This is a genomic window from Rhizobium sp. YTUHZ044, from assembly GCF_051123975.1.
In the GTDB taxonomy this organism is placed as follows: domain Bacteria; phylum Pseudomonadota; class Alphaproteobacteria; order Rhizobiales; family Rhizobiaceae; genus Rhizobium.
Genome location: NZ_CP101427.1, coordinates 124,558 through 144,413 on the forward strand (window position 1 = coordinate 124,558; position 19,856 = coordinate 144,413).

21 protein-coding genes and 2 pseudogenes are annotated in these 19,856 nt (G+C 61.8%); 6 read left to right on the forward strand and 17 right to left on the reverse strand.

The annotated features are described in order from the left end of the window. Nucleotides 1-102: 102 nt before the first annotated feature. The 4 genes and pseudogenes from NL154_RS23375 to NL154_RS23390 all read right to left on the reverse strand — a co-directional run bounded on the left by NL154_RS23375 (nt 103) and on the right by NL154_RS23390 (nt 2,440). Nucleotides 103-1,086 carry a zinc-dependent alcohol dehydrogenase family protein gene (locus tag NL154_RS23375; RefSeq protein WP_210631981.1) on the reverse strand — a complete coding sequence of 328 codons (984 nt, stop codon included), beginning with the start codon at nt 1,084-1,086 and terminating at the stop codon, nt 103-105. Nucleotides 1,087-1,136: 50 nt separating this feature from the next. Continuing rightward, nucleotides 1,137-1,441: pseudogene (locus NL154_RS23380) on the reverse strand (propionyl-CoA--succinate CoA transferase); the annotation flags it as partial. A gap of 30 nt (nt 1,442-1,471) precedes the next feature. Continuing rightward, complete coding sequence (locus NL154_RS23385) at nt 1,472-1,837, reverse strand: EF-hand domain-containing protein (RefSeq protein ID WP_210631982.1); 366 nt, start codon at nt 1,835-1,837, stop codon at nt 1,472-1,474. 297 nt (nt 1,838-2,134) lie between these two features. Next, nucleotides 2,135-2,440: a hypothetical protein gene (locus NL154_RS23390; protein WP_210631983.1), complete on the reverse strand. Its 306-nt coding sequence runs from the start codon at nt 2,438-2,440 to the stop codon at nt 2,135-2,137. A gap of 315 nt (nt 2,441-2,755) precedes the next feature. Here NL154_RS23390 and NL154_RS23395 point away from each other — a divergent pair, with 315 nt between their 5' ends. Then, nucleotides 2,756-3,577, forward strand: coding sequence for a universal stress protein (locus tag NL154_RS23395; RefSeq protein WP_221147019.1), 822 nt, complete (start codon nt 2,756-2,758; stop codon nt 3,575-3,577). 76 nt (nt 3,578-3,653) lie between these two features. Then, nucleotides 3,654-3,805: pseudogene (locus NL154_RS23400) on the forward strand (universal stress protein); the annotation flags it as partial. 44 nt (nt 3,806-3,849) lie between these two features. Here the strand turns inward: NL154_RS23400 and NL154_RS23405 are convergent. The 7 genes from NL154_RS23405 to NL154_RS23435 form a co-directional block, all read right to left on the reverse strand. Then, on the reverse strand, nt 3,850-4,581 hold the full coding sequence (locus tag NL154_RS23405; RefSeq protein WP_434734353.1) for a sulfite exporter TauE/SafE family protein: 732 nt from the start codon (nt 4,579-4,581) through the stop codon (nt 3,850-3,852). Between the two features lie 47 nt (nt 4,582-4,628). After that, on the reverse strand, nt 4,629-5,060 hold the full coding sequence (locus NL154_RS23410) for a YeeE/YedE family protein (protein WP_210631986.1): 432 nt from the start codon (nt 5,058-5,060) through the stop codon (nt 4,629-4,631). Next, a complete protein-coding gene (locus NL154_RS23415; protein WP_210631987.1) occupies nt 5,057-5,467 on the reverse strand; it encodes a YeeE/YedE family protein in 411 nt (136 codons plus the stop codon). Before NL154_RS23415 ends, NL154_RS23410 begins: the two co-directional genes overlap by 4 nt. Beyond that, complete coding sequence (bigR, locus tag NL154_RS23420; protein ID WP_210631988.1) at nt 5,464-5,811, reverse strand: sulfite-sensing transcriptional repressor BigR; 348 nt, start codon at nt 5,809-5,811, stop codon at nt 5,464-5,466. Before bigR ends, NL154_RS23415 begins: the two co-directional genes overlap by 4 nt. Then, on the reverse strand, nt 5,802-7,097 hold the full coding sequence (gene blh / locus NL154_RS23425; protein WP_434734295.1) for a bifunctional sulfur transferase/dioxygenase Blh: 1,296 nt from the start codon (nt 7,095-7,097) through the stop codon (nt 5,802-5,804). Before blh ends, bigR begins: the two co-directional genes overlap by 10 nt. A 423-nt stretch (nt 7,098-7,520) precedes the next feature. After that, nucleotides 7,521-8,873, reverse strand: a complete 1,353-nt coding sequence (locus tag NL154_RS23430; protein ID WP_434734354.1) for an ATP-binding protein — start codon at nt 8,871-8,873, stop codon at nt 7,521-7,523. Next, nucleotides 8,873-9,538 carry a response regulator transcription factor gene (locus tag NL154_RS23435; protein WP_210631990.1) on the reverse strand — a complete coding sequence of 222 codons (666 nt, stop codon included), beginning with the start codon at nt 9,536-9,538 and terminating at the stop codon, nt 8,873-8,875. The genes NL154_RS23430 and NL154_RS23435 overlap by 1 nt, the downstream gene beginning before the upstream one ends. 237 nt (nt 9,539-9,775) lie before the next feature. Between NL154_RS23435 and NL154_RS23440 the strand changes: the two genes are divergently transcribed. From NL154_RS23440 to NL154_RS23455, 4 genes are read left to right on the forward strand one after another with little or no spacing between them, the layout of a single operon-like run. Then, nucleotides 9,776-10,123 carry a hypothetical protein gene (locus NL154_RS23440; RefSeq protein WP_221147023.1) on the forward strand — a complete coding sequence of 116 codons (348 nt, stop codon included), beginning with the start codon at nt 9,776-9,778 and terminating at the stop codon, nt 10,121-10,123. A gap of 30 nt (nt 10,124-10,153) precedes the next feature. Then, on the forward strand, nt 10,154-10,624 hold the full coding sequence (locus NL154_RS23445; RefSeq protein ID WP_221147024.1) for a DUF2271 domain-containing protein: 471 nt from the start codon (nt 10,154-10,156) through the stop codon (nt 10,622-10,624). A 17-nt stretch (nt 10,625-10,641) separates the two neighbouring features. Then, nucleotides 10,642-12,840 carry a PepSY domain-containing protein gene (locus tag NL154_RS23450; protein WP_434734296.1) on the forward strand — a complete coding sequence of 733 codons (2,199 nt, stop codon included), beginning with the start codon at nt 10,642-10,644 and terminating at the stop codon, nt 12,838-12,840. Beyond that, the gene (locus NL154_RS23455; protein ID WP_434734297.1) at nt 12,821-13,765 is read left to right on the forward strand and encodes an FAD:protein FMN transferase; all 945 of its coding nucleotides are present in this window, start codon (nt 12,821-12,823) and stop codon (nt 13,763-13,765) included. Before NL154_RS23450 ends, NL154_RS23455 begins: the two co-directional genes overlap by 20 nt. A 288-nt stretch (nt 13,766-14,053) precedes the next feature. Here the strand turns inward: NL154_RS23455 and NL154_RS23460 are convergent, their stop codons facing one another. Genes NL154_RS23460 through NL154_RS23485 form a run of 6 tightly spaced genes read right to left on the reverse strand, consistent with a single transcriptional unit; the run spans nt 14,054 to nt 19,765 of the window. Continuing rightward, on the reverse strand, nt 14,054-15,037 hold the full coding sequence (locus NL154_RS23460; RefSeq protein WP_221147027.1) for a sugar kinase: 984 nt from the start codon (nt 15,035-15,037) through the stop codon (nt 14,054-14,056). A gap of 19 nt (nt 15,038-15,056) precedes the next feature. Continuing rightward, nucleotides 15,057-15,872: a carbohydrate ABC transporter permease gene (locus tag NL154_RS23465; protein WP_210631996.1), complete on the reverse strand. Its 816-nt coding sequence runs from the start codon at nt 15,870-15,872 to the stop codon at nt 15,057-15,059. Further along, on the reverse strand, nt 15,872-16,810 hold the full coding sequence (locus tag NL154_RS23470) for a carbohydrate ABC transporter permease (RefSeq protein ID WP_221147028.1): 939 nt from the start codon (nt 16,808-16,810) through the stop codon (nt 15,872-15,874). The genes NL154_RS23465 and NL154_RS23470 overlap by 1 nt, the downstream gene beginning before the upstream one ends. Further along, on the reverse strand, nt 16,810-18,138 hold the full coding sequence (locus NL154_RS23475) for an ABC transporter substrate-binding protein (protein WP_434734298.1): 1,329 nt from the start codon (nt 18,136-18,138) through the stop codon (nt 16,810-16,812). Before NL154_RS23475 ends, NL154_RS23470 begins: the two co-directional genes overlap by 1 nt. Nucleotides 18,139-18,195: 57 nt before the next feature. After that, nucleotides 18,196-18,873 carry a GntR family transcriptional regulator gene (locus NL154_RS23480; RefSeq protein ID WP_210631999.1) on the reverse strand — a complete coding sequence of 226 codons (678 nt, stop codon included), beginning with the start codon at nt 18,871-18,873 and terminating at the stop codon, nt 18,196-18,198. A 7-nt stretch (nt 18,874-18,880) separates the two neighbouring features. Beyond that, nucleotides 18,881-19,765, reverse strand: a complete 885-nt coding sequence (locus tag NL154_RS23485; RefSeq protein WP_221155160.1) for a dihydrodipicolinate synthase family protein — start codon at nt 19,763-19,765, stop codon at nt 18,881-18,883. Between the last annotated feature and the right edge of the window lie 91 nt (nt 19,766-19,856).

A 19,856-nucleotide genomic window follows, 5' to 3' on the forward strand; every position in this document is an offset into this window, starting at 1 on the left:
TTTTGCGAGACAGCGTCGGGTGCCGGCCGACAACAGGTTATCCCACGGCCGCCTACCGGCTACGAGAGCGTCTCGCTTTCGGGTCAAGACTGCGGCAACCGCTCAAGGCGTCAGAACGGCGGCCCCGTTCACCCGGCCTAGCCGAAGATCCTCAAGCGCTCTGTTGGCATCGACAAGCGCATAGACAGACGTATGGGTCCTGACCCTGGCCTTGCGAGCGACCGGAAAGAATTCCTCCGCGTCGGCGCGCGTGAGATTAGCGACCGAGACCACGCTTCGCTCGCCCCAAATAAGGGCATAGGGCATCGCCGGGAGATCGGTCATGTGGATACCGCCGCAAACGACCCTGCCCCCCTTCCGCACTGCCTTCAAGGCAGCCGGCACGAGCTCGCCGACAGGCGCGAAGATGATCGCCGCGTCGAGTGGGACCGGCGGACTTTCGTCCGAACCTCCCGCCCAGACGGAGCCGAGGCCGAGCGCGAAATCTTGCGCCGCCTCGTCGCCGGGGCGTGAGAAGGCATAGACCTCGCGACCCTGCCAGCGACAGATCTGGGCGATGATATGAGCGGCCGCGCCAAATCCGTAAAGACCGATCTTGCCGGCATCGCCGGCCTTCTTCAGCGAACGCCATCCTATAAGGCCGGCGCACAGCAGCGGCGCAAGCGCAACGGGGTCGGCATCGTTCTCCAGCGCAAAGGCATAATCCGCATCTGCAACGACATGTGTGGCAAAACCGCCATCGCGCGTGTAGCCGGTGAATTCAGGACGGTCGCAAAGGTTCTCCCGTCCGGCGCGGCAGAAGGAGCAGGACCCGCAAGTGTGTCCCAGCCACGGCACGCCGACCCTTTGCCCGAGCCGCGACGAAGCGACACCCCCGCCGACGGCCTCGACGATGCCGACGATCTCATGGCCCGGAACGAGCGGAAGCTTTGGATCGGCCAGATCGCCGTCACAGACGTGAAGATCGGTTCTGCAGATGGCGCACGCCTCCATCCTCAGCATTAGTTGCCCATATCCCGGCGCGGGATCGGGCCGCTCTTCCGAGCGCAGCGGAGAGCCCACCCTTTCGAGGACCATTGCCTTCATCAACGCCTCCTCACCTCTGTGACGCGACTCTGGTCGACGAACATCACTTAGCCGGCATTGATCGCCCGGAGTAAGACGGGATCGGATTGGACCGGCATGCGGCGCGCGATGACATGAGCCTCGGTGGCGTGCCGTCGAGATTGTCGCCGAGCGAGGCACCGATCATCAGTGTGATCTTCAGCGGATCGCGTCTTGTCCGTTCCGCCAGCGCCAGCGGCACGGCCTTGGCCTCGCCGGCTCTGGTGAAGCCGCTCATGCCGACGATCATGCCATCGGTGATCAGCTGCGCGGCCTCCGCGGCATCGACGATACGATCCCACAGCCGATCGTTCAGAAGCCGGTCCTTGAACGTCATGCACAGGCCCCTTTTATTTACCGGTCCTGCCTATTGCCGCCAGAACGCCTGCATCTCCTCGGGCGTGACCTTGCCGTCTTTGTTGGCATCCACGCTGTCGAAAATCCGCTTATGGATGGCCGTGACCTCCTCGAATGACAGCGCACCATCCCCGTCCACGTCGGCAATTGCGAACATGATCTTCATCATCTGACCGCGCATGCCCATCTGGGGCATGCCTCCCATCATGCCGGGCTGCATCATCATACCCTGCCCCATCATTCCGCCGGGCATCATGCCGGAGCCGGGCATGGACTCCTGGCCCTGTCCGTTCGTCTGTGCGACCGCGAATCCCGCAGCGCCGAGGGCGATCGTTGCGGCCAAAACGAGAGTGTTTGGAATTCTTGTCTTTCTCATGTCCTTCCCCTTTGGTGGATCTGTCTACTCGCCTGTTTCCGAAGTGGAGCAGGACGATTTCGAATGCCGGATCCGTCGGATCCGGCGCCGGGTCATCCAGTTGACAACTTGCCGATGCTGACCCGAGGCCATGACACTGCGTCCGTCGCAGTGATCGGCGACAGGCGCAGTCCGAAAGCCCGGATAACGCACGCCTGCGGTAATAGAAACGCCAGCCTCAGATGAAAACAGAAGCAGGTTCTGGCGAAATTGCTCACGTAAGCTGAGGTTGCGCCCAAGCTCCACAGATCGCCTTCATCAGCCAAAACGTCGGCTGATGAAGTTGAAGATAATAGCGATCAATGCTCCCGCGTAGCCGCCGAAGATAACGCTTTGAATCGTCCCCAGGGCCAGGCTTCGAAGATCAAAGCCGGTCAGACCCGAAAAGAACTGCAGCCAAGGCCGATGCAGCCCCCAGTCGGGAGCTACGAAGCCGAGAACCATGCAGAGCAGGAATGAGATGGTTACGAAGGCGGCCAGTGTCGTGCCAAGCACCAGCACGGAGACATGAATCGGCATTGCAGAGTAGGTTGACGGTTGCGCATGCAAGGTAGTGTTCGCCATTGAATGATCCTCCGCATATGACCGCGAAGCCGCGGCCATGACGATAGAGCCATCATCTGTCTATCGGGCGTGAGCCCCATTGATTCAGGTCAACAATGGCAACGCTTTTGCTTTCAGGGAGCTTAACGTCTCGCCCCTCTTACGAACGGTTCAGCAGGAAATCTGCGGCATCCGGATGCTTGGTTGAAGCCCCTCAGCAAGACGGTGGCCAGTTTCCAGATTCTCAGCCTGGTTGCGCCGCGGCCTTGACGAAGCGCAATGCAGACTCCCTCTGCGGCAGGCATCATGACGGCTGTTTAACCTCAGGAGGCCAGCATGCACCCGCAGTTCCATCTTCCGTTGTCGACCTATCCCGACGCAAGTTCCTTCACCATAATCGACAATGCAATTGACCTGGCTCGGCAGAATGACGCCCATCTGGTCGCCAGCATCCCGCAAGTTCGCATCCCCCAGGTCCACCAGCCCTTTCCGACAGTGATCGATGTCGACACATGGCGGGGGCAAGCAGAGCAGTATAGCCGGGACAGCGGGACTGCGCTGCGGGAACATCTCACCCACGCTGTTTCGGAGACTGACGTCCGAATACGAATCCATGGATTCGAGGCCACGGAGCCGTTCGTATATGAACGACTTTCCGAAATTGCCAGGTGCCACGACCTGTCCATCATCGAGTCCTCGGAGCTCTCCCGCCAGCTTTCCGAGACGCTGCTGTTCGGAAGCGGCCGTCCCCTCGTTCTATTTCCCGCCACCAGCGTCTGCTCTCGCGTAGACACGATCGCCGTTGCCTGGGACGGCAGCGCCACCGCCGCGCGTGCCCTATCCTGCGCCCGCATTTTCTTCGAGCGGGCGACCAAGGTGCAGGTCATCTCGATCACCGACGACAAGCAGACCGACGAGGTGAACCGCGCCCTTCTCATCTCGTCTTTGAAGCACTCTGGATTGGATGTGGAAGACGTATCGATCCAGGCAGGTGGAGAGACCGCGACCGCGGCCATCCAATCGGCTGCGCTGGAACGAAAAGCAGACCTCCTGGTTGCGGGCGGTTTCGGCCATTCCCGGCTTCGTGAATTCATCCTCGGCGGCGTTACTCGCGAATTGCTCGTCCACGCTGAGCTCCCGGTGCTTCTCGCCCATTAGAGGAACCGAAGAGCGTTGCGGATGACCGCCACGTCGACCGCCTCCTGAGGCAACACCCCGCCGCCGGGCTGAAACTGACGAGGTCCTGAGGCAGCATGCGACGGATGAGATTGCCGATTTGATCGTCATGGGCGCATACAATCACGCTCGTTGGCGGCAGACGCTGTTCAAGGCGTGACGCACAACATGATAGGGCAAAGCAGCATGCCAGTTTTCCTGGCGCATTAACCGAGGGCGGAACATGACCGCGCCCCGTCCCTCTGCTTTGCGCCTTACCCCGACACCAGCGTCCCCCGGTTCCGATGCAAAATGTAAGCAGCAACCACGAAGATGAGCGCTGCGAAGAGGCGGTTGAGGATGTTCTTGTAGGCGCTGAGCCGCGTGGCGAGCAGCATGCCAAAAACGCCGCCGACAATGCCGCCGCCGATGAACTCGGCGGCAAGCCACCAGTCCACAAGGCCCGAACTGGCATAGTTCAGGGCGGTCGCCAGTCCGAACGCACCGACGGAGAGGAGAGATGTGCCGATCGCGTTGATCATCGGCATGCCCGTCGCCAGCATGAGGCCGGGCACGATCAGGAAGCCCCCGCCGATCCCGAAGAAACCGGATGCGGCGCCGGCGGCGAGTGCCACGGCCGCGGTGGCGAGGCACATCCTGAGGTCGACCGGGCGGCCGTCGACGGCCACCGCCTTCCGGGGTTTCAGCATCAGAGCGCCAACGACCACCATCACGATCCCGAAGAAAAAGATCAGGCGATCTCCGTCTATCGCCTTGCCGAGGCTGGAGCCGCCTACGGCGCCGGCGATGCCGAGTGCAGAGAAGACGGCCGCGCAGCGCCACCAAACGTGACCCTTGATCGCGTGGCTGGCAAAATTTGCGAATGCGTTCGCCGAAACAGCGAGCGCTCCCGTGCCGATGGCAATGTGCGGCTGGGCCACTCCCACCACATAGAGCAGAAGGGGCGTTGCCAAGATCGATCCGCCTCCACCCAGGAGACCGAGCATGAAGCCGACGAGTCCGCCGGAGCCGACTGCCGAAACGATAGGATAGTTCACGCCCGTCCGCCCCATACTCTGTCATACAAGGTCATCCCGCCCAGCATCGCGACGACGAACAGGATTGTCGGAGGAAGACCCATTGACAGGGATGCGACTGCCGGACCTGGACAGAAGCCGCCGATCCCCCAGCCAAGGCCGAACAAGACGGAGCCGATAACCAGCGGCGCATCGATCCGGCGGCTCGCCGGCACATGGAAGCTGTCGTCAAAGGCTGGGTGCCGCATCCGCTTCATCACCTGCACGCCGATGGCCGCGACCGCAACTGCACCGCCGAGAACGAAGGCGAGGCTCGGATCCCAGGCGCCGAAGACGTCGAGGAAGCCCTGGATGCGGACGGGGTTCAGCATGCCGGACAAGGATAGCCCGAAGCCGAAGACGACGCCCGCGGCGAGCGCCGCGACGATTTGGTAGACTTTCCTGTTCATGACCCGACACCTCGCAAAATTGCGACGCCGATCACACCGGCGGTCAGGAACGTGGCGACCGCCACCATCGATCGTGTAGAAAGGCGGGCAAGCCCAAGCACGCCGTGTCCGCTGGTGCAGCCCGAGCCCATGCGTGAGCCGAAGCCGACAAGCAGTCCCGCCACGATGAGCAGCGGCCAGCCGGCGGTGATCTGCACGACCGGCCAGCCGCCGAACACGAGGAGATAGGTGAGCGGCCCGAGCATCAGCCCGAGCACAAAGGCAAGGTTGGTCGTCAAGCCGATCCCTTGCGCGAGACGCCCGACGATCCCGCTGATCCCGGCAATCCGGCCGTTGAGGAGCAGAAGCATGACGGCCGATGTCCCGATCAGCATGCCGCCGAGCAGAGATGGGAGATAGGCGCTCATTTTTCTTCCTTCACGCAGAAGATGTCATAGAGGGCGGCAACCAGTTGCGCGGCCTTTTCTTCCGTCAGACGGTAGAAGATCTGTTTCCCCACCCGCCGCGTTTCGACGATGCCGGAGCCACGCAGTACCGTCAGGTGCTGCGACAGATGCGGCTGGTGGACGTCGACTTTCTCTTCAAGCTCCCCGACCGAATACTCGTCTTCCACCAGGGTGCAGACGACCATCAGACGCGCCGGATGGGACAGCGTCTTCAGAAGGTTCGCCACTTCGCCCGCGCGGAGAGAAAGCTCCGCAGGAGACAGCCCAGCCTTCATCATTGCCTTCAGATCGGCGGTCATCCCCATGCTGCTCCCTGTAACGCATCGAGCGGAAACTTGAGGTAGCGCTTGCCGTTGGCTTCCGGCTCCGGCAGGCGCCCACTGCGGATGTTTACCTGCAGGGCATGGAGGATGAGCTTCGGCATCGGCAGCGTCTTGTCGCGCTTCGTCCTCAGCGCCACGAATTCTTCTTCCGTCACAGCAAGATGCGGGTTGAACTTCTTCTGATCAGCGACGCTGCTTTCCCAGCGAGGTGCCCGCCCGTCTGGCTGGTAGTCGTGGCCGGTGAAGATCCGCATCTCATCCGGGAGCGTGAGGATGTCCTGTATCGACTTCCACAGGACGCGTGCGTCACCACCGGGGAAGTCGGCTCGTGCGGTCCCGCTGTCGGGCATGAAGAGCGTGTCGTGCACGAAAGCCGCATCGCCGATCACATAGGTGATGGAGGCGAGGGTGTGTCCCGGCGAGAACAGCACCTTGGCATCCATGGAGCCGACCTTGAAGGTCTCACCATGGGCGAACAGCCGGTCCCATTGCGAACCGTCGGTCGCGAGCTCTGGCCAGTTGTAAATGCCCTTCCACAGCTTCTGGACATCCACGACGCGCTCGCCGATGGCCGTTTTCGCCCCCGTCTTCTCCTTCAGATACTGCGCCGCCGAGAAGTGGTCGGCGTGCGGATGGGTGTCGAGGATCCACTCGACGCTCAGCCCCTGGTCGCGGACGTAGTCGAGGATGGCGTCGGCATTGATGGTCGCTGTCGCCCCTGACTTCTCGTCGAAGTCGAGCACAGGGTCGATGATGACGCACTCGCTGCTCGCGGGATCTGAAACCACGTACTGAACGCTCCAGGTACGCTTGTCGAAGAAGCCCTTTACCTGTGGACGGCGCGCGGCTTGCTTCTCAAGCCAGCGTGCGGCGGCGCTGGTGTCGTAGCCGCGGCTGCGTCCGAACTCGACGACCTCATCGGCAGACATGCGGCCGTCAAGGACCTCACCGATCAAGTAGAGGCTCAGCGAGCGAGTGCCGGTCTTGCAGTGGCCGAACACAGGCCCCTCGGATTCGTCGACCGCGCGCTGGAACGCACGCACGTCCGCCTCGGTGATCGTGCTGGCCGTGACCGGGATGAACGCATAGGACAGGCCGCAGTGCTTCGCTTCCTGGCTTTCCGCTTGCGTGCCGGGTTGTGCAGGATCCTCGTCTTCCGGTCGGTTGTTGATGAGTGTCTTGAATCCTTTGTCGCGGAGTGACTGGATGTCCTCAATGCTCGGCTGCGTCGAGACGGAAAGCTTCTCGGATATTGCTGTAATGGGCATGACTGGCTCCGTGCTTAATTATTATATGTTCTAATATAATATATATCGATATCTCATCAAGATCGGGCATGCAACTTTGTGCTTAGCCTGCGGCTCCCCGAAGAGGAGGAACCGCCATGGCCATGACAAAAAAACCGGGTCAGCGCGCCCAGACATCCGACGAGATCAACCGGCGACCTGCGCTGGCAGATGGAGGAGAGGCTCACATCCCGACCAGATAGAATCCAGGCTGACGGAGCTCGATCGGAAGTGGAACATCGAGCGGACGCTCGAGGCGAATGCTTTCACGTTGGTCTTCACGGGAACAGTCCTGGCGGCCGCGTTGGATCGCCGGTGGCTGATCGCCACGGGGTCGTCGACCAGAATTGGCGCTACCTACGACCGTCCTGAATGATCGCTGACTGGCACAATAAGATTAGGCTCTTACGTGATAGGCAAGCGCACGCGCACTTCGACGCCCTCGCTTTTTCCTGAGCGGGGAGACACGACGTCGACAGCTGCTTCGACACGATCTGCGATCGCCTTGACGATGGCGAGTCCAAGCCCCGATCCATCAATCTTGACGTTGCCGCGCTCGAACTGGCGCATCAGGCGATCCATTGCCTCTGTAGGAAGCGTCGCTCCATCATTGGCAACACAAAGAACCCCTTCAGGTTCTAGAACCACTTCGACCGGGCTTCCTCGTGCTCCGTGCTTCAATGCGTTTTCGATGAGATTACGGGAGAGGATTCCGACCGCATCTGGATCGAGCGGCGATAGAACAGGCCCTTCCGGCATAGTCAGCTCAATTTGCCGCTCTCCGGCACGTTCGAAGTCCTCTACGATCATGCGGATCACCGTCCTCAGATCGGACGGTTCGTCGGCGCGCAGCCGACCGCCTTCGGCTCGGGCGAGTTGCATCAGCTTTTCCGACATGCGCATCAGCCGCTTGAGCGTGGCTTCGATCTCATTTGTGCGCTGTGCCGTCAGCCTTTCCTTCGTCTCGGAGCGGATGCGTTGCGCCTGCGCTATCGCGCCGGCAACCGGTGTGCGGAGTTCATGCGCCGCGTTTGCAGCAAAGGCCCGCTCCGCCTCGAACGCGGCCCTCAGGCGGTCGAGAAGCTGATTGATTCCGGCGGAAATCGGCCGCAGTTCACTTGGCAAGCCGCTGTCCGGCAAAGGTGACAGATCCTGCGCTCCCCGACGGGAAAGTCCCTGCCGAAGAGCACGGACCGGACGCAGAGAATAGCGGACCGCGAACAGGATCACCACAAGGCTCAGCGGAATGACAACCAGCAGCGGCAACAACAGCCCGAGCAGCATGCTCTGCGACAGTTCCCGACGACGATCCAGTGGTTCGGCCACAGCGATGACCAGGTTTCCGTTAGCGCTTGCCGCATAATAGAGTTGATGCGTCCTGGTGCGGGAAAACCCCTGTCTCTCGAACGGAGGAAAGATCGAGGCGTCCGCACCCGCCGAACCAAGCAGCACACGGCCTTGTCTGTCGCGCAGGATGAAGGTGACATCCTCGCCGTAGCGAGCCTTTCGTTCTTGTCGCGGATCACGCCCGACGTTGTCGTCCTCCTCATCATCGACGCTTTCACGTCTCTGGTGTCCTTCGCGCAGGTCATGTTGGGCGATCGGCAGGATGCGCTCGGCAGTCGCTTTCAACCCGTCGTTATAGACTTCTTCCATGTCTTGTCCGAGGCGGTGCGCGGTGGCTATGGCGGCCGCGAGCCACAATATGGTCACTGAAACACCGACCGCGACTGCCAGCCGCGCCTGAAGCGAAGACATCATCTTGATGGCCGTCCCAGCCGATAGCCTAGACCGCGCTCCGTCTCGATCACATGAGCCCCCAGCTTCTTGCGCAGCCGGCTCACATGAACCTCGATCGCATTGCTGCCGACTTCCTGGTCGAACGAATAGAGCCGCTCCTCGAGTTGTGCCTTGGAAAGCAATTGGCCAGGACGCTGGACGAAAACCTCGAACAGCACCCATTCGCGCGCCGTCAGAGCGACCGGCTTGCCGTTAAGCCTGACGCTGCGGGCGGCTAGGTCGACCTCCAATGGTCCAAGCGTAACGATCGGGTTCGGGTTGCCCGTATAGCGACGCGCCACAGAACCGATACGTGCGGAAAGTTCGTCTAGGTCGAAGGGCTTGACCATATAATCGTCCGCGCCGGCGTTCAGCCCGGCAATTCGGTCGGAAACCTGATCCAGCGCAGTCAGTATGATCACGGGCGTCGCGTCTCCGCGCGCCCTCAGGCCCTTGAGGAAGGGAATGCCGAGGCCGTCCGGCAACATCAGGTCGAGCAGTACGAGATCGTAGGCGGCCGAGCAGAACGCATCTCGCGCCTCGTCGAGGCGGCTCATCCAATCGACGGAATGACCGTCCGCGGCGATCTGGTCACGAATAGCCGTCCCCAGTGCCCTATCGTCCTCTATCAGCAGAACCCTCATGCAGGAATTCTCCCTTCGCCCTCTCTGTAGTCCATCCGCCAGCTTACCGGAAGCTGAAGCAAGATCTTGGCGTCCGTCAGGTGGCGGTCAGTCTGCGGCCTGAATTATCGGTTCGACACCGAGAGGAAACGATGATGAAGACCGGCATCCCCGTGACGCTCGATGTCGTCGGAATCGAGGAACCCACGATCACGTGGTGATCCCTCGCTCTCGCCAATTCTCAAAGGAGACACACGCATGAAACACCGCAAGCTCCTTCTTACCGCGATTGTCGCTACCGGCATTCTCGCCGCCTTCGCCGGTATGGCCCTACCGCTTAATCCATTGAGGCTCAGTGGTACCGACGTCGTGAAAGCGGATTATCGCGAACATGAGAGCAAAGGCCACAGCGAGGAACAACGCCGGCGTGAACACGAGGATGACCGCTACGCTGCCAACGGCTGTGGCGGCCGAGGTGATGACGACGATGATGACGATGGCAAGGCTGGGTGCGACGCTCGCAATCCTCCCATGCAAGAGAAAGCGAATCCCCCGAGCAACAGCCTGTTTACGCCCGGCAGCAAGCCGCGCGCCCAGATGAACTGACCGCACCCGGAAAGGAGATAAACAATGAGGATGAAGTCGTATTTGGCCACGCTGGCCGTCACGACGGCGTTGACAGTACCCGGTCTGGCGCTCGCAACCGAAGTGACCTTCACCACCAGCATGCGCAACTATGGTGGAGACGGAGCCTATCTTGCCTACTACGTGACCGACGCGCAGGGAAAATATGCCGGCAGCTTGTGGATGGCAGGAGGCAAGGCGCGCTACCACGAGCATCTGAGCGGCTGGTATCGGGCCACAGGCGGCGACACAGGCGAAATCAACGGCATCACCGGAGCCAGCGTCGGGGCCGGCCGCTCGCTCAAGATCACACTTGACCTCGCCGATACCCTCTTTGATGCCGGCTATAAGCTGCACATCGACTCCGCCGTCGAAGACATGCGCGACAGCCCCAACGAAATCGTCGTGCCGCTAACCTCGGCCGGATCGGGTCAAGCGGCTAAAGGTAGTCACTACATCGCCGACTTCATCTATACGCGTTAATCTGCAAGGAAATTGCCATGATCCGGTCACTCCACCGCTGGTTCGGGCTGGTCGCCGCTGTGCTTATCGCCGTCATCGCCCTGAGCGGTACGGCACTCTCCATCTTCCCGGCCATTGAGGGGCTCACCACCCCTGTCACTCAAGACATCAGTGTCGCGGAACTCGCGGCACGGATCCAGACAACGGAACCCTCAGTAGAGCTGATCAGGCGCGCGCCATCCGGCCGGATCACGGCACACTATTTCGACGGCGACCAGCCGGCGTCTTCCATCATCGACCCGGCGACCGGCTCGCCCGCTGGCAGCGCCGACACGTCGACCGTCGAGCGTTGGCTCATCGAGCTTCATCGCGCGCTGCTCCTCGACGATAGTGGCCGTCTCATCGTCGCTAGCGGCGCGGCATCCCTGCTGACGCTGACCCTGTCCGGCCTATTCCTGCTGGCGCGCCGTGCCGGCGGCTGGCGCCATATGCTGAAGCCTGCAAAAGGCACGGGCGACAGACGCTTCCATGCCGTCATCTCGCGGATTGCGCTGCCCGGCCTGCTCCTGTCGTCGCTAAGCGCACTCTGGATGACCGCCTCAACATTCGGCTATCTGCCGGAGGGGGCCGGCGCTCCGCCCTTCCCATCGCAGGTCAGTGGCGCCATCGGTGCTCAGATCGCCTCCATAACCCTACTGCAGGAGACCCCGGTCGAAACATTTCGCTCCCTCAGCTTTCCGGCTGCCGGCGATGCAAGCGACGTATTTACCCTCAAGACGGCTGCCGGCGAAGGCTATATCGACCAGGGTAGCGGCGAACTGCTCGCCTGGAAGGATTCAAACTGGGTCAATCGCCTGACCGACCTCCTCGCCATGCTGCATACCGGTCAGGGAATGGCGTGGCTCGGCCTGCTTCTCGGTGTTTCCGCACTTGCCGTTCCTGTCCTCAGTTGGACCGGTCTCGCCGTCTGGTTCAGGGGGCGTGGCGAGAAGAAAGGCAGTTCCGTTTCCGCAGACGAGGCCGACACCATAATCCTCGTCGGCAGCGAGGGCGGGACGACCTGGGGCTTTGCCGAAACCCTGAGAAAATCGCTCGCGGCGCATGGCATGCATGTTCATGTCGGTCCAATGTCGAGCTTCCAACCCGCACGCTGGCCCATCGCGCAACGGCTCATCCTTCTTGCCGCAACCTATGGCGACGCCGAAGCCCCGGCGTCCGCGCAAGGTTTTCTGGAACGCTTTCGGCGCACGCCTGCAGAGAAGGGGCTTTCGCTTGCCGTTCTCGGCTTCGGCGACCGGAGCTTCCCTGCCTATTGCGGTTTCGCGGTCGACATCGCGCAACTGGCGGAAGAGAAGGGCTGGGATAGGCTGCTGCCTTACGACACCGTGGACCGTCAGTCGTCGCCGGATTTTGCTCGCTGGGGCCGTGATCTCGCGGAGATGCTCGGGCTCACCTTCGAACTCGATCACCGGCCCACCAGACCCAAGACCTGGGAGCTTTCACTGGTCTCGCGACGCGCCTATGGCGCAAGCGTTCAGGCCACGACTGTGATCCTGCGCTTCACTCCGCCGATGCCGTCCGTCTGGCAGCGTCTGGCCGGCAACGCATTTCCGCGGTTCGAAGCCGGCGACCTGGTCGGCATCCTGCCGGAAGGTTCGGAAGTGCCGCGCTTCTACTCGATCGCTTCGGGCACGAAGGACGGGTTCCTCGAAATCTGCGTCCGCAAGCAGCCGGGCGGCCTCTGCTCCGGACAACTGACAGCTCTGGAACCCGGGCAGACGGTGACGGCCTTCGTTCGCTCCAATCCGAGCTTTCGGCCTTTACACAGCGGCAGGCCCGTCATCCTGATCGGCGCAGGCACCGGTATCGGACCTCTTGCGGGATTCGCCCGCGCGAATAGGGCCCGCCACCCCATGTATCTTTATTTCGGAACACGTCATCCGGCGAGCGATGCTCTCTATGCGGAGGAATTGTCGGACTGGAGGCAGGACGGCCGGCTGGCAGGCGTCTCCACCGCTTTCTCGCGCACCGCAAATCCGGCCTACGTCCAGGACATCTTGCGCAAGGATGCCGCCAAGATCGGTAGACTCATCGCGGCAGGCAGCCAGATCCTCGTCTGCGGCGGCCGTGACATGGCGGCAGGTGTGGCCGCCGCTCTCTCTGATATCCTAATTCCGCAGGGCATAAGTCTTGCAGCACTCAAGGCAGAGGGCCGTTATGCCGAAGACGTTTACTGATCTCGCCCGCCATGCCCTGAACGGTCCCACCATGGGCACACGCTGGTCTGCCCTCTTCCACATGCCAGACGACTTTGAAACCGCTGGGGTCCACGCCGCGATGGCGGGTGCCGTCGCAGAGGTCGATCGGCAGATGTCCACCTGGAAGCCCGAAAGCGATCTCAATCGCCTGAACGCGGCCCGTCCCGGCGAATGGGTCGCCCTTCCCGAGCAATTGGTGAAGGTGCTTCAGGCAGGCCTTGCCGTCGGCGTGGCTTCAGGCGGAGCCTTCGACATCGGCATAGGCGATGCCGTCGCCGCGTGGGGATTCAGCGTTGGAGAAGCCGACGCACAGGCAATAAAGGCTGCTCGCCGCTTACGCCGTAACCCGGCTCATGACATCCTGGAGCTCGACGCAGCTCACGGGAGGGTGCGAAAGCATGCCGACATGCGCTTCGACTTAAACGGCATCGCCAAGGGCTACGGTGTCGATCGGCTGGCGGAAGCCGCCGCTCTGCACGGCATAGAAGCGGGCCTTTTTGCCATTGACGGCGAGCTACGCGCCCGCGGCGCGCAGCCTGACGGCACGGGCTGGGCGGTTGCGGTCGAGAAACCTCATCGTCATCAACGCGCGCCGCATTCCATCATCGAACTTGAGGATGCAGCCGTCGCAACCTCCGGGGATTATCGCCATTGGGTGGATGTCGGCGGACACCGCCTCTCCCACACCATCGATCCATGCCGCGGCATTCCGCTTGAGGATTCGCCCGCCTCGGCGACCGTGATCGCTCACGATTGCATGAGTGCGGACGCTTGGGCGACGGCAATGATGGTTCTTGGCGAGCACAGAGGGCTGAAATTGGCGAAGAGGCTGGGCCTCTCCGTGGTCTTCCTGTTTCACGGCCGTGAGGGCGGGGCAGGATGTGGCGTGTTCGCCAGTTGCTGAATGCGCATGCCCACCCGAAAGATTGCTGCTCGCGGATAGCGGTATCTTACATCCTGCGATAGCGAATTGAACGAGACGTTCCGCGAAATCAATTGCCGGTCACGCACGTGAACCGAGGCTCAAAGTGGTATCCACGGTGCTCCGCGACGGTGTCCCGAGCCTGAGGGAGAGGCGCCCGAATCCTCGTGTCGAAGATGATCGTCAGCGACAATGGCAGCGAGTTCACCAGCAACGCGATCCTGCAGCGGAGGCGCAATTCGCGGTCGGCGAGGACCACGATGTCCCGCCTCATCTGAACTTGATATCACTCGCTTTCTGGGAAACGCGGACGTTCCAATCCCGTAGAGCATCGCACGCCTCTGCTCGCGTGGGTGCGCCGATGCGTCCGCCGAACACCTGGCATTTGAGAGCCGCCGCCATCGATGACAATCGCATCGTCTCTTCGATCGGCAGGCCTTCTGCGATTGCCAGCGCGAAGGCGCCGTGGAAGATGTCACCGGCCGCAAGCGTGTCGATGGTTCTCACTTTCGGCGCGGCGAGGTGACGGATGTCGCCGCTTGGGTCGTCGAACCACAGGGACCCGTTTTCGCCAGCCGTAACGCTGATGAAGGCATGTTCGAATTTCCGTTTTAGCAGGCCGACGGTCTCGACGAGATCCGCCGTCCCGGCAAGCCGCTCGGCCGCAGGCTGTGAAAACACGATGTGGCTGGCGGCCGGCGCCAGCATCTCGATGACGCCCTCGCCGGCAACGTCGCCGTCCAGTATGGCGGGTTTGCCCGCCTTGCCAGCTGCGATCAGCGCCCGCAGTGCAAGCTTCGGCCATCGGACATCGACAAGCACCGCATCGAAAGCAGACATCTCCTGCTCGGTGACCAGCCTCACTGTATTGTGGAGCCGCTCGTCGTAGAAAGGCACGATCAGGCGTTCGCCCTGATCATCGATGAGGATCGTCGAGACGGCCGAGCGGGCGCCCTGCACAACCGTCATGCCGCTCGTGTCTATGCCGTCATTCCCGAGGTCGGAAAGGATGCGTTCGCCCGTCGTATCGTTGCCAACCGCGCCCCAGAGGCTGGCATAGCCGCCAAGCCGGGCGACTGCGAATGCCGCACTCGACGCCATGCCTTCGGCGACTTGCAGCATCTCATAGGGCAAGATCTTGCCCTGGCCCGTGGGCAATGAGCGAACGCGGAACAGGGTGTCGAGCACCGCTGCGCCGATGCAGAGCACGCGGCGTGGTGGACCGGGCGGCGGGCCGAAGGCAGAGGAAGTCATCGGCGGTCGTCTCACATGCTCACTTGACGGCGCCTGCCGTCAGACCGGCGACGATCTGCCGTTGCGCAAACACGGTCAGGATCAGCACCGGCAAGGTGACGATCAGCGCGGCTGCCGCGAGCGGTCCCCAACTGACCTGTTCGAAAGACAGCATATTGTAGACGGCGACCGGCAGCGTGCGTGTCTCGCGGCTGGCGAGCACGATGCCGAAGACGAAATTGTTCCAGGAGAAGATCACCGACAGGATGAAGGCGACGACGATGCCGGGCCTCGCAATCGGCAGGGCGACCAGGCGGAAAACCTGCCAGGGCGTCGCGCCGTCGATGCTTGCCGCCTCCTCCAGCTCCATCGGCGTCGTCTCGAAATATCCGATCATGATCCATACGACGATCGGCACGGTGACGACGAGATGGATGATGATCTGCGGCATCAGCGTACCGAGCAGGTTCAGCCATTGGAACAGCAGGAAGAGCGGAATGAGGAAGGACAGGCCCGGCGTCATGCGCGCGATCATGATCACCATCGCCGACTTCTCCGCCTTCAGACGCGCGATGCCGTATCCGGCCGGCACGCCGATCAACAGCGCCAGAAGCGTAGCGGCACCCGTCACCAGCAGTGAATTCCAGAGATAGAGGAAGAAGTTGTTCTCCTCGAAGACCTTCACATAGTTCGACCAGGCGAAACGTTCCGGGATGAAGATCGGCGGATAGGCGCCGTTGTCGATCTCATATTTCAGCGACAGCGAGATCATCCAGAGGAAGAACAGCACGACCGGCGAGATCATCACCAGCGCGACGAACAGCAGTCCGATGCGGTCGAGCGTCTTGCGCTTCATCAGCGTGCCTCCCCGTCGGACCAGTTGACGCGCTGCCGGATCATCATCAGGACGAAGGAGAGCAGCACGATGAGGATGAAGAAGACGACCGCCATGGCGGAGCCATAGCCGATGTCGTAATAGGCGAACGCCGTATTGTAGAGATAGATGTTAATCGTTTCCGATGCCGTTCCGGGACCGCCCTGGGTCATGGCATAGATGATGTCGAAGCTCTTCACCGCATCGATGCTGCGGATGATCACGGCGATCATCAGGAACGGCGCGATCATCGGCAGCGTCAGATAGCGGAATTTCTGCCAGACATTGGCGCCGTCGATCTCAGCGCTCTCGTAAGGTTCGCGCGGAACCGCGGCCAGGCCGCCGAGCACGATCAGCATGACGAGCGGCGTCCACTGCCAGCTTTCGACCAGGACCAGCGAGGGAATGACGCTGCGCTGATTGTAGATCCACTCCTGCGGGCCGATGCCGACGAAAGAGAGGAGATAGTTGAGCACGCCGAGTTGCGGATGGTACATCATCGTCCAGACGAGCGCGATGGCGACGGGCGTCGCCATCATCGGCATCACGAATATGCCTCGAATGAGACCGCGCAGCGGGAATTGGGCATCGAAGATCAGCGCGGCGAGCGTCCCCAGGAAAAGGGGAACCACCACGGAAAGCGTCGTATAGAGCACCGTATGCCACAGTGACTCCCAGAAGCGCACGTCGGTGGCGAGTCTGATATAATTGTCCAGCCCCGCAAAGACCTGCGACTGACCGAGCGTCCAGCTGTTGACGCTCATCCACACCGTAAACACCCATGGAAAGACGATGACGGCTGAGATGACGATGAGCGCCGGGATGACGAATGGCCAGTAGTTGGGAGCAAACCGATCCGGTTTGCTCCTTCCTTTCGACGCCTTGGCCATAGCGGCCGTTTCGATGCCTGCCGAGGCCATTATCCCTCGCTTTTCGCCAGGACGGGTTCGAATTGTGCCGTCGCCGTCTTCAGTTCGGTTTCAGGATCGGCGCCGCCGATCATGTTGGTGAGACCGACGCCATAGATGTCGCGGAACTCGGTGACCGGAATGATGACCGGTAGGGCGAGCTGCGAGATCTTGCCGGAGCCGGCAACGGCATCCAGCCATGTGCCCGGCATCTTGACGCCTTCGCGGACCTTGGCGTCCTCAAGTACGGACTGGCGGAACGGAACGCCGGCACCGGCCTGCAGCAGGCGAGCGCCCATGTCGTGCGAAATCGCCCATTGGCAGAACAGGTAGGCGGCTTCCTTTTTCTGGCTTGCCGCGACCACACCGAGGCCGTCGCCGAACGTGCCTGCGGCTTGCGCCTTCGGTCCTTTCGGCATGATGCCGTAACCGACCTGGCCGACGACGCGCGACTTTTCCGGATTCTCGATCGGCGGGGCGAAACCGACGCCATCGAGCCACATGCCGATCTTGCCTTGCAGGAAGGCCGACTGCGCCTCGGCCCAGTTGAAGCCGGAGACGCCGGGAGGGGCGGTCTTGGTCATCAGCCTCTGGTAAAGCTTGGCCGCATCGATCGCTTCGGGTGACGTCGTGCGCAGCTTGCCGTCCGGGCCGAGCGGGCTCGAGCCATAACCGAGCAGCAGCGTCGTCCAGACCGGCGTGTTGGCGTTCTTCAGGCCTCGGGCGACGAAGCCGTAGGTGTTGGTCGACGAGTCGGTAAGCGCTTCGGCCGCACTTGCCAGTTCTTCGAAGCTCTGGGGATAGGCAAGCCCCTTCTTCTCGAACAGCGCCTTGTTCCAGTAGATGATCCAGTAATCGACCGAGAAGGGAAGGGAGCGCAGAACGCCGTCGCTATCCTTGGCGAAGGCGAGGCCTGCTTCGGCGAAGTCGCTTTCCGTGAGAGACGGTTCGGTCAGCGAGGCGTCCTTGAGGAAGCCGCTGATATCGGCAAGCCAGCCGCCTTTCTCGAACTGCCGCTTCTGGACGTGGTAGCTGAGGTGCACGACGTCGAAGCTCGGCTTGCCGGAGCTGAGCTCGATCGTCGTCTTCTGGCGCTGCTGCTGTTCGGGCGTTGCCTCGGCATTGAGCTTGATGCCGGTGAGTTCCTCGAACTCGGACAGGTACTTGGTCAGGATTTCGCTACGCGGGCTCTTGACCAGATTGACCTCAAGCGTGGTTCCGGCAAAGCGCTTCCAGTCGACCGCGGCGGCGGCCGGGCGCATACCGAGCATGCTGCTCGCCCCGAGCGCGGCCGTACCCGCCAGAAATTCTCTGCGCGACGGATTGAAGAATGATGGCATGTGAGTCCTCCTCCTTTTGCGCCGGCGATCTCCTCACCTCCGGCTGCTTATTCCCGATTAGATCCTCAGCGCACGATCCCTTGCACCGTTGATGTGTGCGACAAGGCTGTTGACGGCGTCCTCCACCGACCGGCGCTCGATCGCCTCGAGCACCTTCAGGTGCTCGCCCATCACGGGTCCGACGTGACCGTCGATGCGAAACCGGTCCTGGCTGATCAGGCGCATCTTGATCGAGTTCACGCGGTAGGCGTTCGAGATGATGGTATTTCCAAGCGCATCGATAAAGGCGTCGTGCATGCCCCAGTCGACGGCCTGCGCGTGCAGCTCCAGTTCATGCGACGCGTTGCCGCTTCGAATGGCGTCGGCGATATCCCGGTGCTGTTTCAGGAGATTTGCGATCGTCTCGTCCGAGGCGGATTTGGTAAACAGCGCCACGGCCTCCTTCTCCAGGAAGACGCGCAGCTGGAACGCCTCGCGAATGAGGTTGAGATCGATGTGAGCGATCTGCAAACCGCGCTGCGGCACGGTCTTGATCAGCCCCTCCGCCTCAAGCCTCGGGATGAGCTCCCGGATGGCGCCAAGCGTCAGCCCGGTCAGCTCGACGAGCCGGCGCTGCGACACGAACTGGCCGGGACGCACGTCACGGGCCAGCAGGTGGCGCGTGAAACTTGCATAGGCCTTTTCCCGCAGTGTCGGCTGCTCTTCCGTTTCGTTCATCGCCTCCCCCGCAAACATGGCTGACCTATGCGGCTTTCGATTGAAAAAGACGGTCAAAAGCAAGGGCAAGCTGTGCCTGCGCTTCGCCGGATAATGAAACGAGCGGCGGACGAACCGCAACCCAAATCTCCTCCAAGGTCGTACGCGCGATCATCGTCTTCACGGCCGGAATGACTGGGTGTTTCAGCAATTCAAGGACGAAATCGGCAACGCGAGTATCGTCCCTGCCCTCTTCGGCCACCGGCTTGAGTTCGCGGGGCACAAAATTCGCCATGCCCGATATGGCGCCCTGGCCGCCAAGCCGCACGGCCCTTGCGAGGTGCCGCTCGTCCCCGACCAGGATGATGAGATCACTATGCGCTTTAAGAAGCGCCTCCGTATAGGGCCAGTCGCCGGAGGAATCCTTGACGCCTGTGACGATATGGGGAAAGGCGGTCCGCAGTCGGCCGATCAGCGATACGCTCAGCGGCACCATGGTCACGGAGGGAAGATTGTAGACGATGATATCGCGGGCCTTGTCGCCCAACAGGGCGAATACGGCTGAGAACCACTGGAAGACGCCGTCGTCGCTGACGTTCTTGAAATAGGACGGCGGGGCAAGAAGGATGTTGCGGGCGCCCAGGGAAAGAGCCTGACCGGCCTGCATCGCCGCATCCTCTGCGGCATCGACCAACACGCCGACGATGATGTTGCCCGGTGCGATGCCGGCATCGAGAAAGGCTGCCACTATGCGTTCCCGTTCGCCATTCCCGATGGAAGACCCCTCACCTGTCGTCCCGAACAGCGTCACGCTGGAGCACCCGGCGGCAAGACAGCGCCGCGCTTGCGCGATCATCGCCTCGATCGCAATATTGCCATCGCTATCGAACGGCGTGGCGAGAGCGACGGACAGCCCGAATCTTGATGTCAACTTTGTTCCTCCCGGCTAATGAGTCAGGTGTAGCAGACTGACATGTTAGTTGTAAAGAGTTGATCGTATCGGTCGTTGCGGAGACTCTCTT

What these genes read in the sequence shown, in the direction of transcription:
- NL154_RS23460 (WP_221147027.1), bottom strand. Translation starts at nt 15,037, where the DNA reads ATGACTTCCTCTGCCTTCGGCCCGCCGCCCGGTCCACCACGCCGCGTG.
- NL154_RS23470 (WP_221147028.1), bottom strand. Translation starts at nt 16,810, where the DNA reads ATGGCCTCGGCAGGCATCGAAACGGCCGCTATGGCCAAGGCGTCGAAA.
- NL154_RS23410 (WP_210631986.1), bottom strand. Translation starts at nt 5,060, where the DNA reads ATGAACAGGAAAGTCTACCAAATCGTCGCGGCGCTCGCCGCGGGCGTC.
- NL154_RS23390 (WP_210631983.1), bottom strand. Translation starts at nt 2,440, where the DNA reads ATGGCGAACACTACCTTGCATGCGCAACCGTCAACCTACTCTGCAATG.
- NL154_RS23435 (WP_210631990.1), bottom strand. Translation starts at nt 9,538, where the DNA reads ATGAGGGTTCTGCTGATAGAGGACGATAGGGCACTGGGGACGGCTATT.
- NL154_RS23475 (WP_434734298.1), bottom strand. Translation starts at nt 18,138, where the DNA reads ATGCCATCATTCTTCAATCCGTCGCGCAGAGAATTTCTGGCGGGTACG.
- NL154_RS23375 (WP_210631981.1), bottom strand. Translation starts at nt 1,086, where the DNA reads ATGAAGGCAATGGTCCTCGAAAGGGTGGGCTCTCCGCTGCGCTCGGAA.
- NL154_RS23465 (WP_210631996.1), bottom strand. Translation starts at nt 15,872, where the DNA reads ATGAAGCGCAAGACGCTCGACCGCATCGGACTGCTGTTCGTCGCGCTG.
- NL154_RS23455 (WP_434734297.1), top strand. Translation starts at nt 12,821, where the DNA reads ATGCCGAAGACGTTTACTGATCTCGCCCGCCATGCCCTGAACGGTCCC.
- NL154_RS23445 (WP_221147024.1), top strand. Translation starts at nt 10,154, where the DNA reads ATGAAGTCGTATTTGGCCACGCTGGCCGTCACGACGGCGTTGACAGTA.
- bigR (WP_210631988.1), bottom strand. Translation starts at nt 5,811, where the DNA reads ATGGGGATGACCGCCGATCTGAAGGCAATGATGAAGGCTGGGCTGTCT.
- NL154_RS23415 (WP_210631987.1), bottom strand. Translation starts at nt 5,467, where the DNA reads ATGAGCGCCTATCTCCCATCTCTGCTCGGCGGCATGCTGATCGGGACA.
- NL154_RS23385 (WP_210631982.1), bottom strand. Translation starts at nt 1,837, where the DNA reads ATGAGAAAGACAAGAATTCCAAACACTCTCGTTTTGGCCGCAACGATC.
- NL154_RS23480 (WP_210631999.1), bottom strand. Translation starts at nt 18,873, where the DNA reads ATGTTTGCGGGGGAGGCGATGAACGAAACGGAAGAGCAGCCGACACTG.
- NL154_RS23405 (WP_434734353.1), bottom strand. Translation starts at nt 4,581, where the DNA reads ATGCTCGGTCTCCTGGGTGGAGGCGGATCGATCTTGGCAACGCCCCTT.
- NL154_RS23450 (WP_434734296.1), top strand. Translation starts at nt 10,642, where the DNA reads ATGATCCGGTCACTCCACCGCTGGTTCGGGCTGGTCGCCGCTGTGCTT.
- NL154_RS23395 (WP_221147019.1), top strand. Translation starts at nt 2,756, where the DNA reads ATGCACCCGCAGTTCCATCTTCCGTTGTCGACCTATCCCGACGCAAGT.
- NL154_RS23430 (WP_434734354.1), bottom strand. Translation starts at nt 8,873, where the DNA reads ATGTCTTCGCTTCAGGCGCGGCTGGCAGTCGCGGTCGGTGTTTCAGTG.
- blh (WP_434734295.1), bottom strand. Translation starts at nt 7,097, where the DNA reads ATGCCCATTACAGCAATATCCGAGAAGCTTTCCGTCTCGACGCAGCCG.
- NL154_RS23440 (WP_221147023.1), top strand. Translation starts at nt 9,776, where the DNA reads ATGAAACACCGCAAGCTCCTTCTTACCGCGATTGTCGCTACCGGCATT.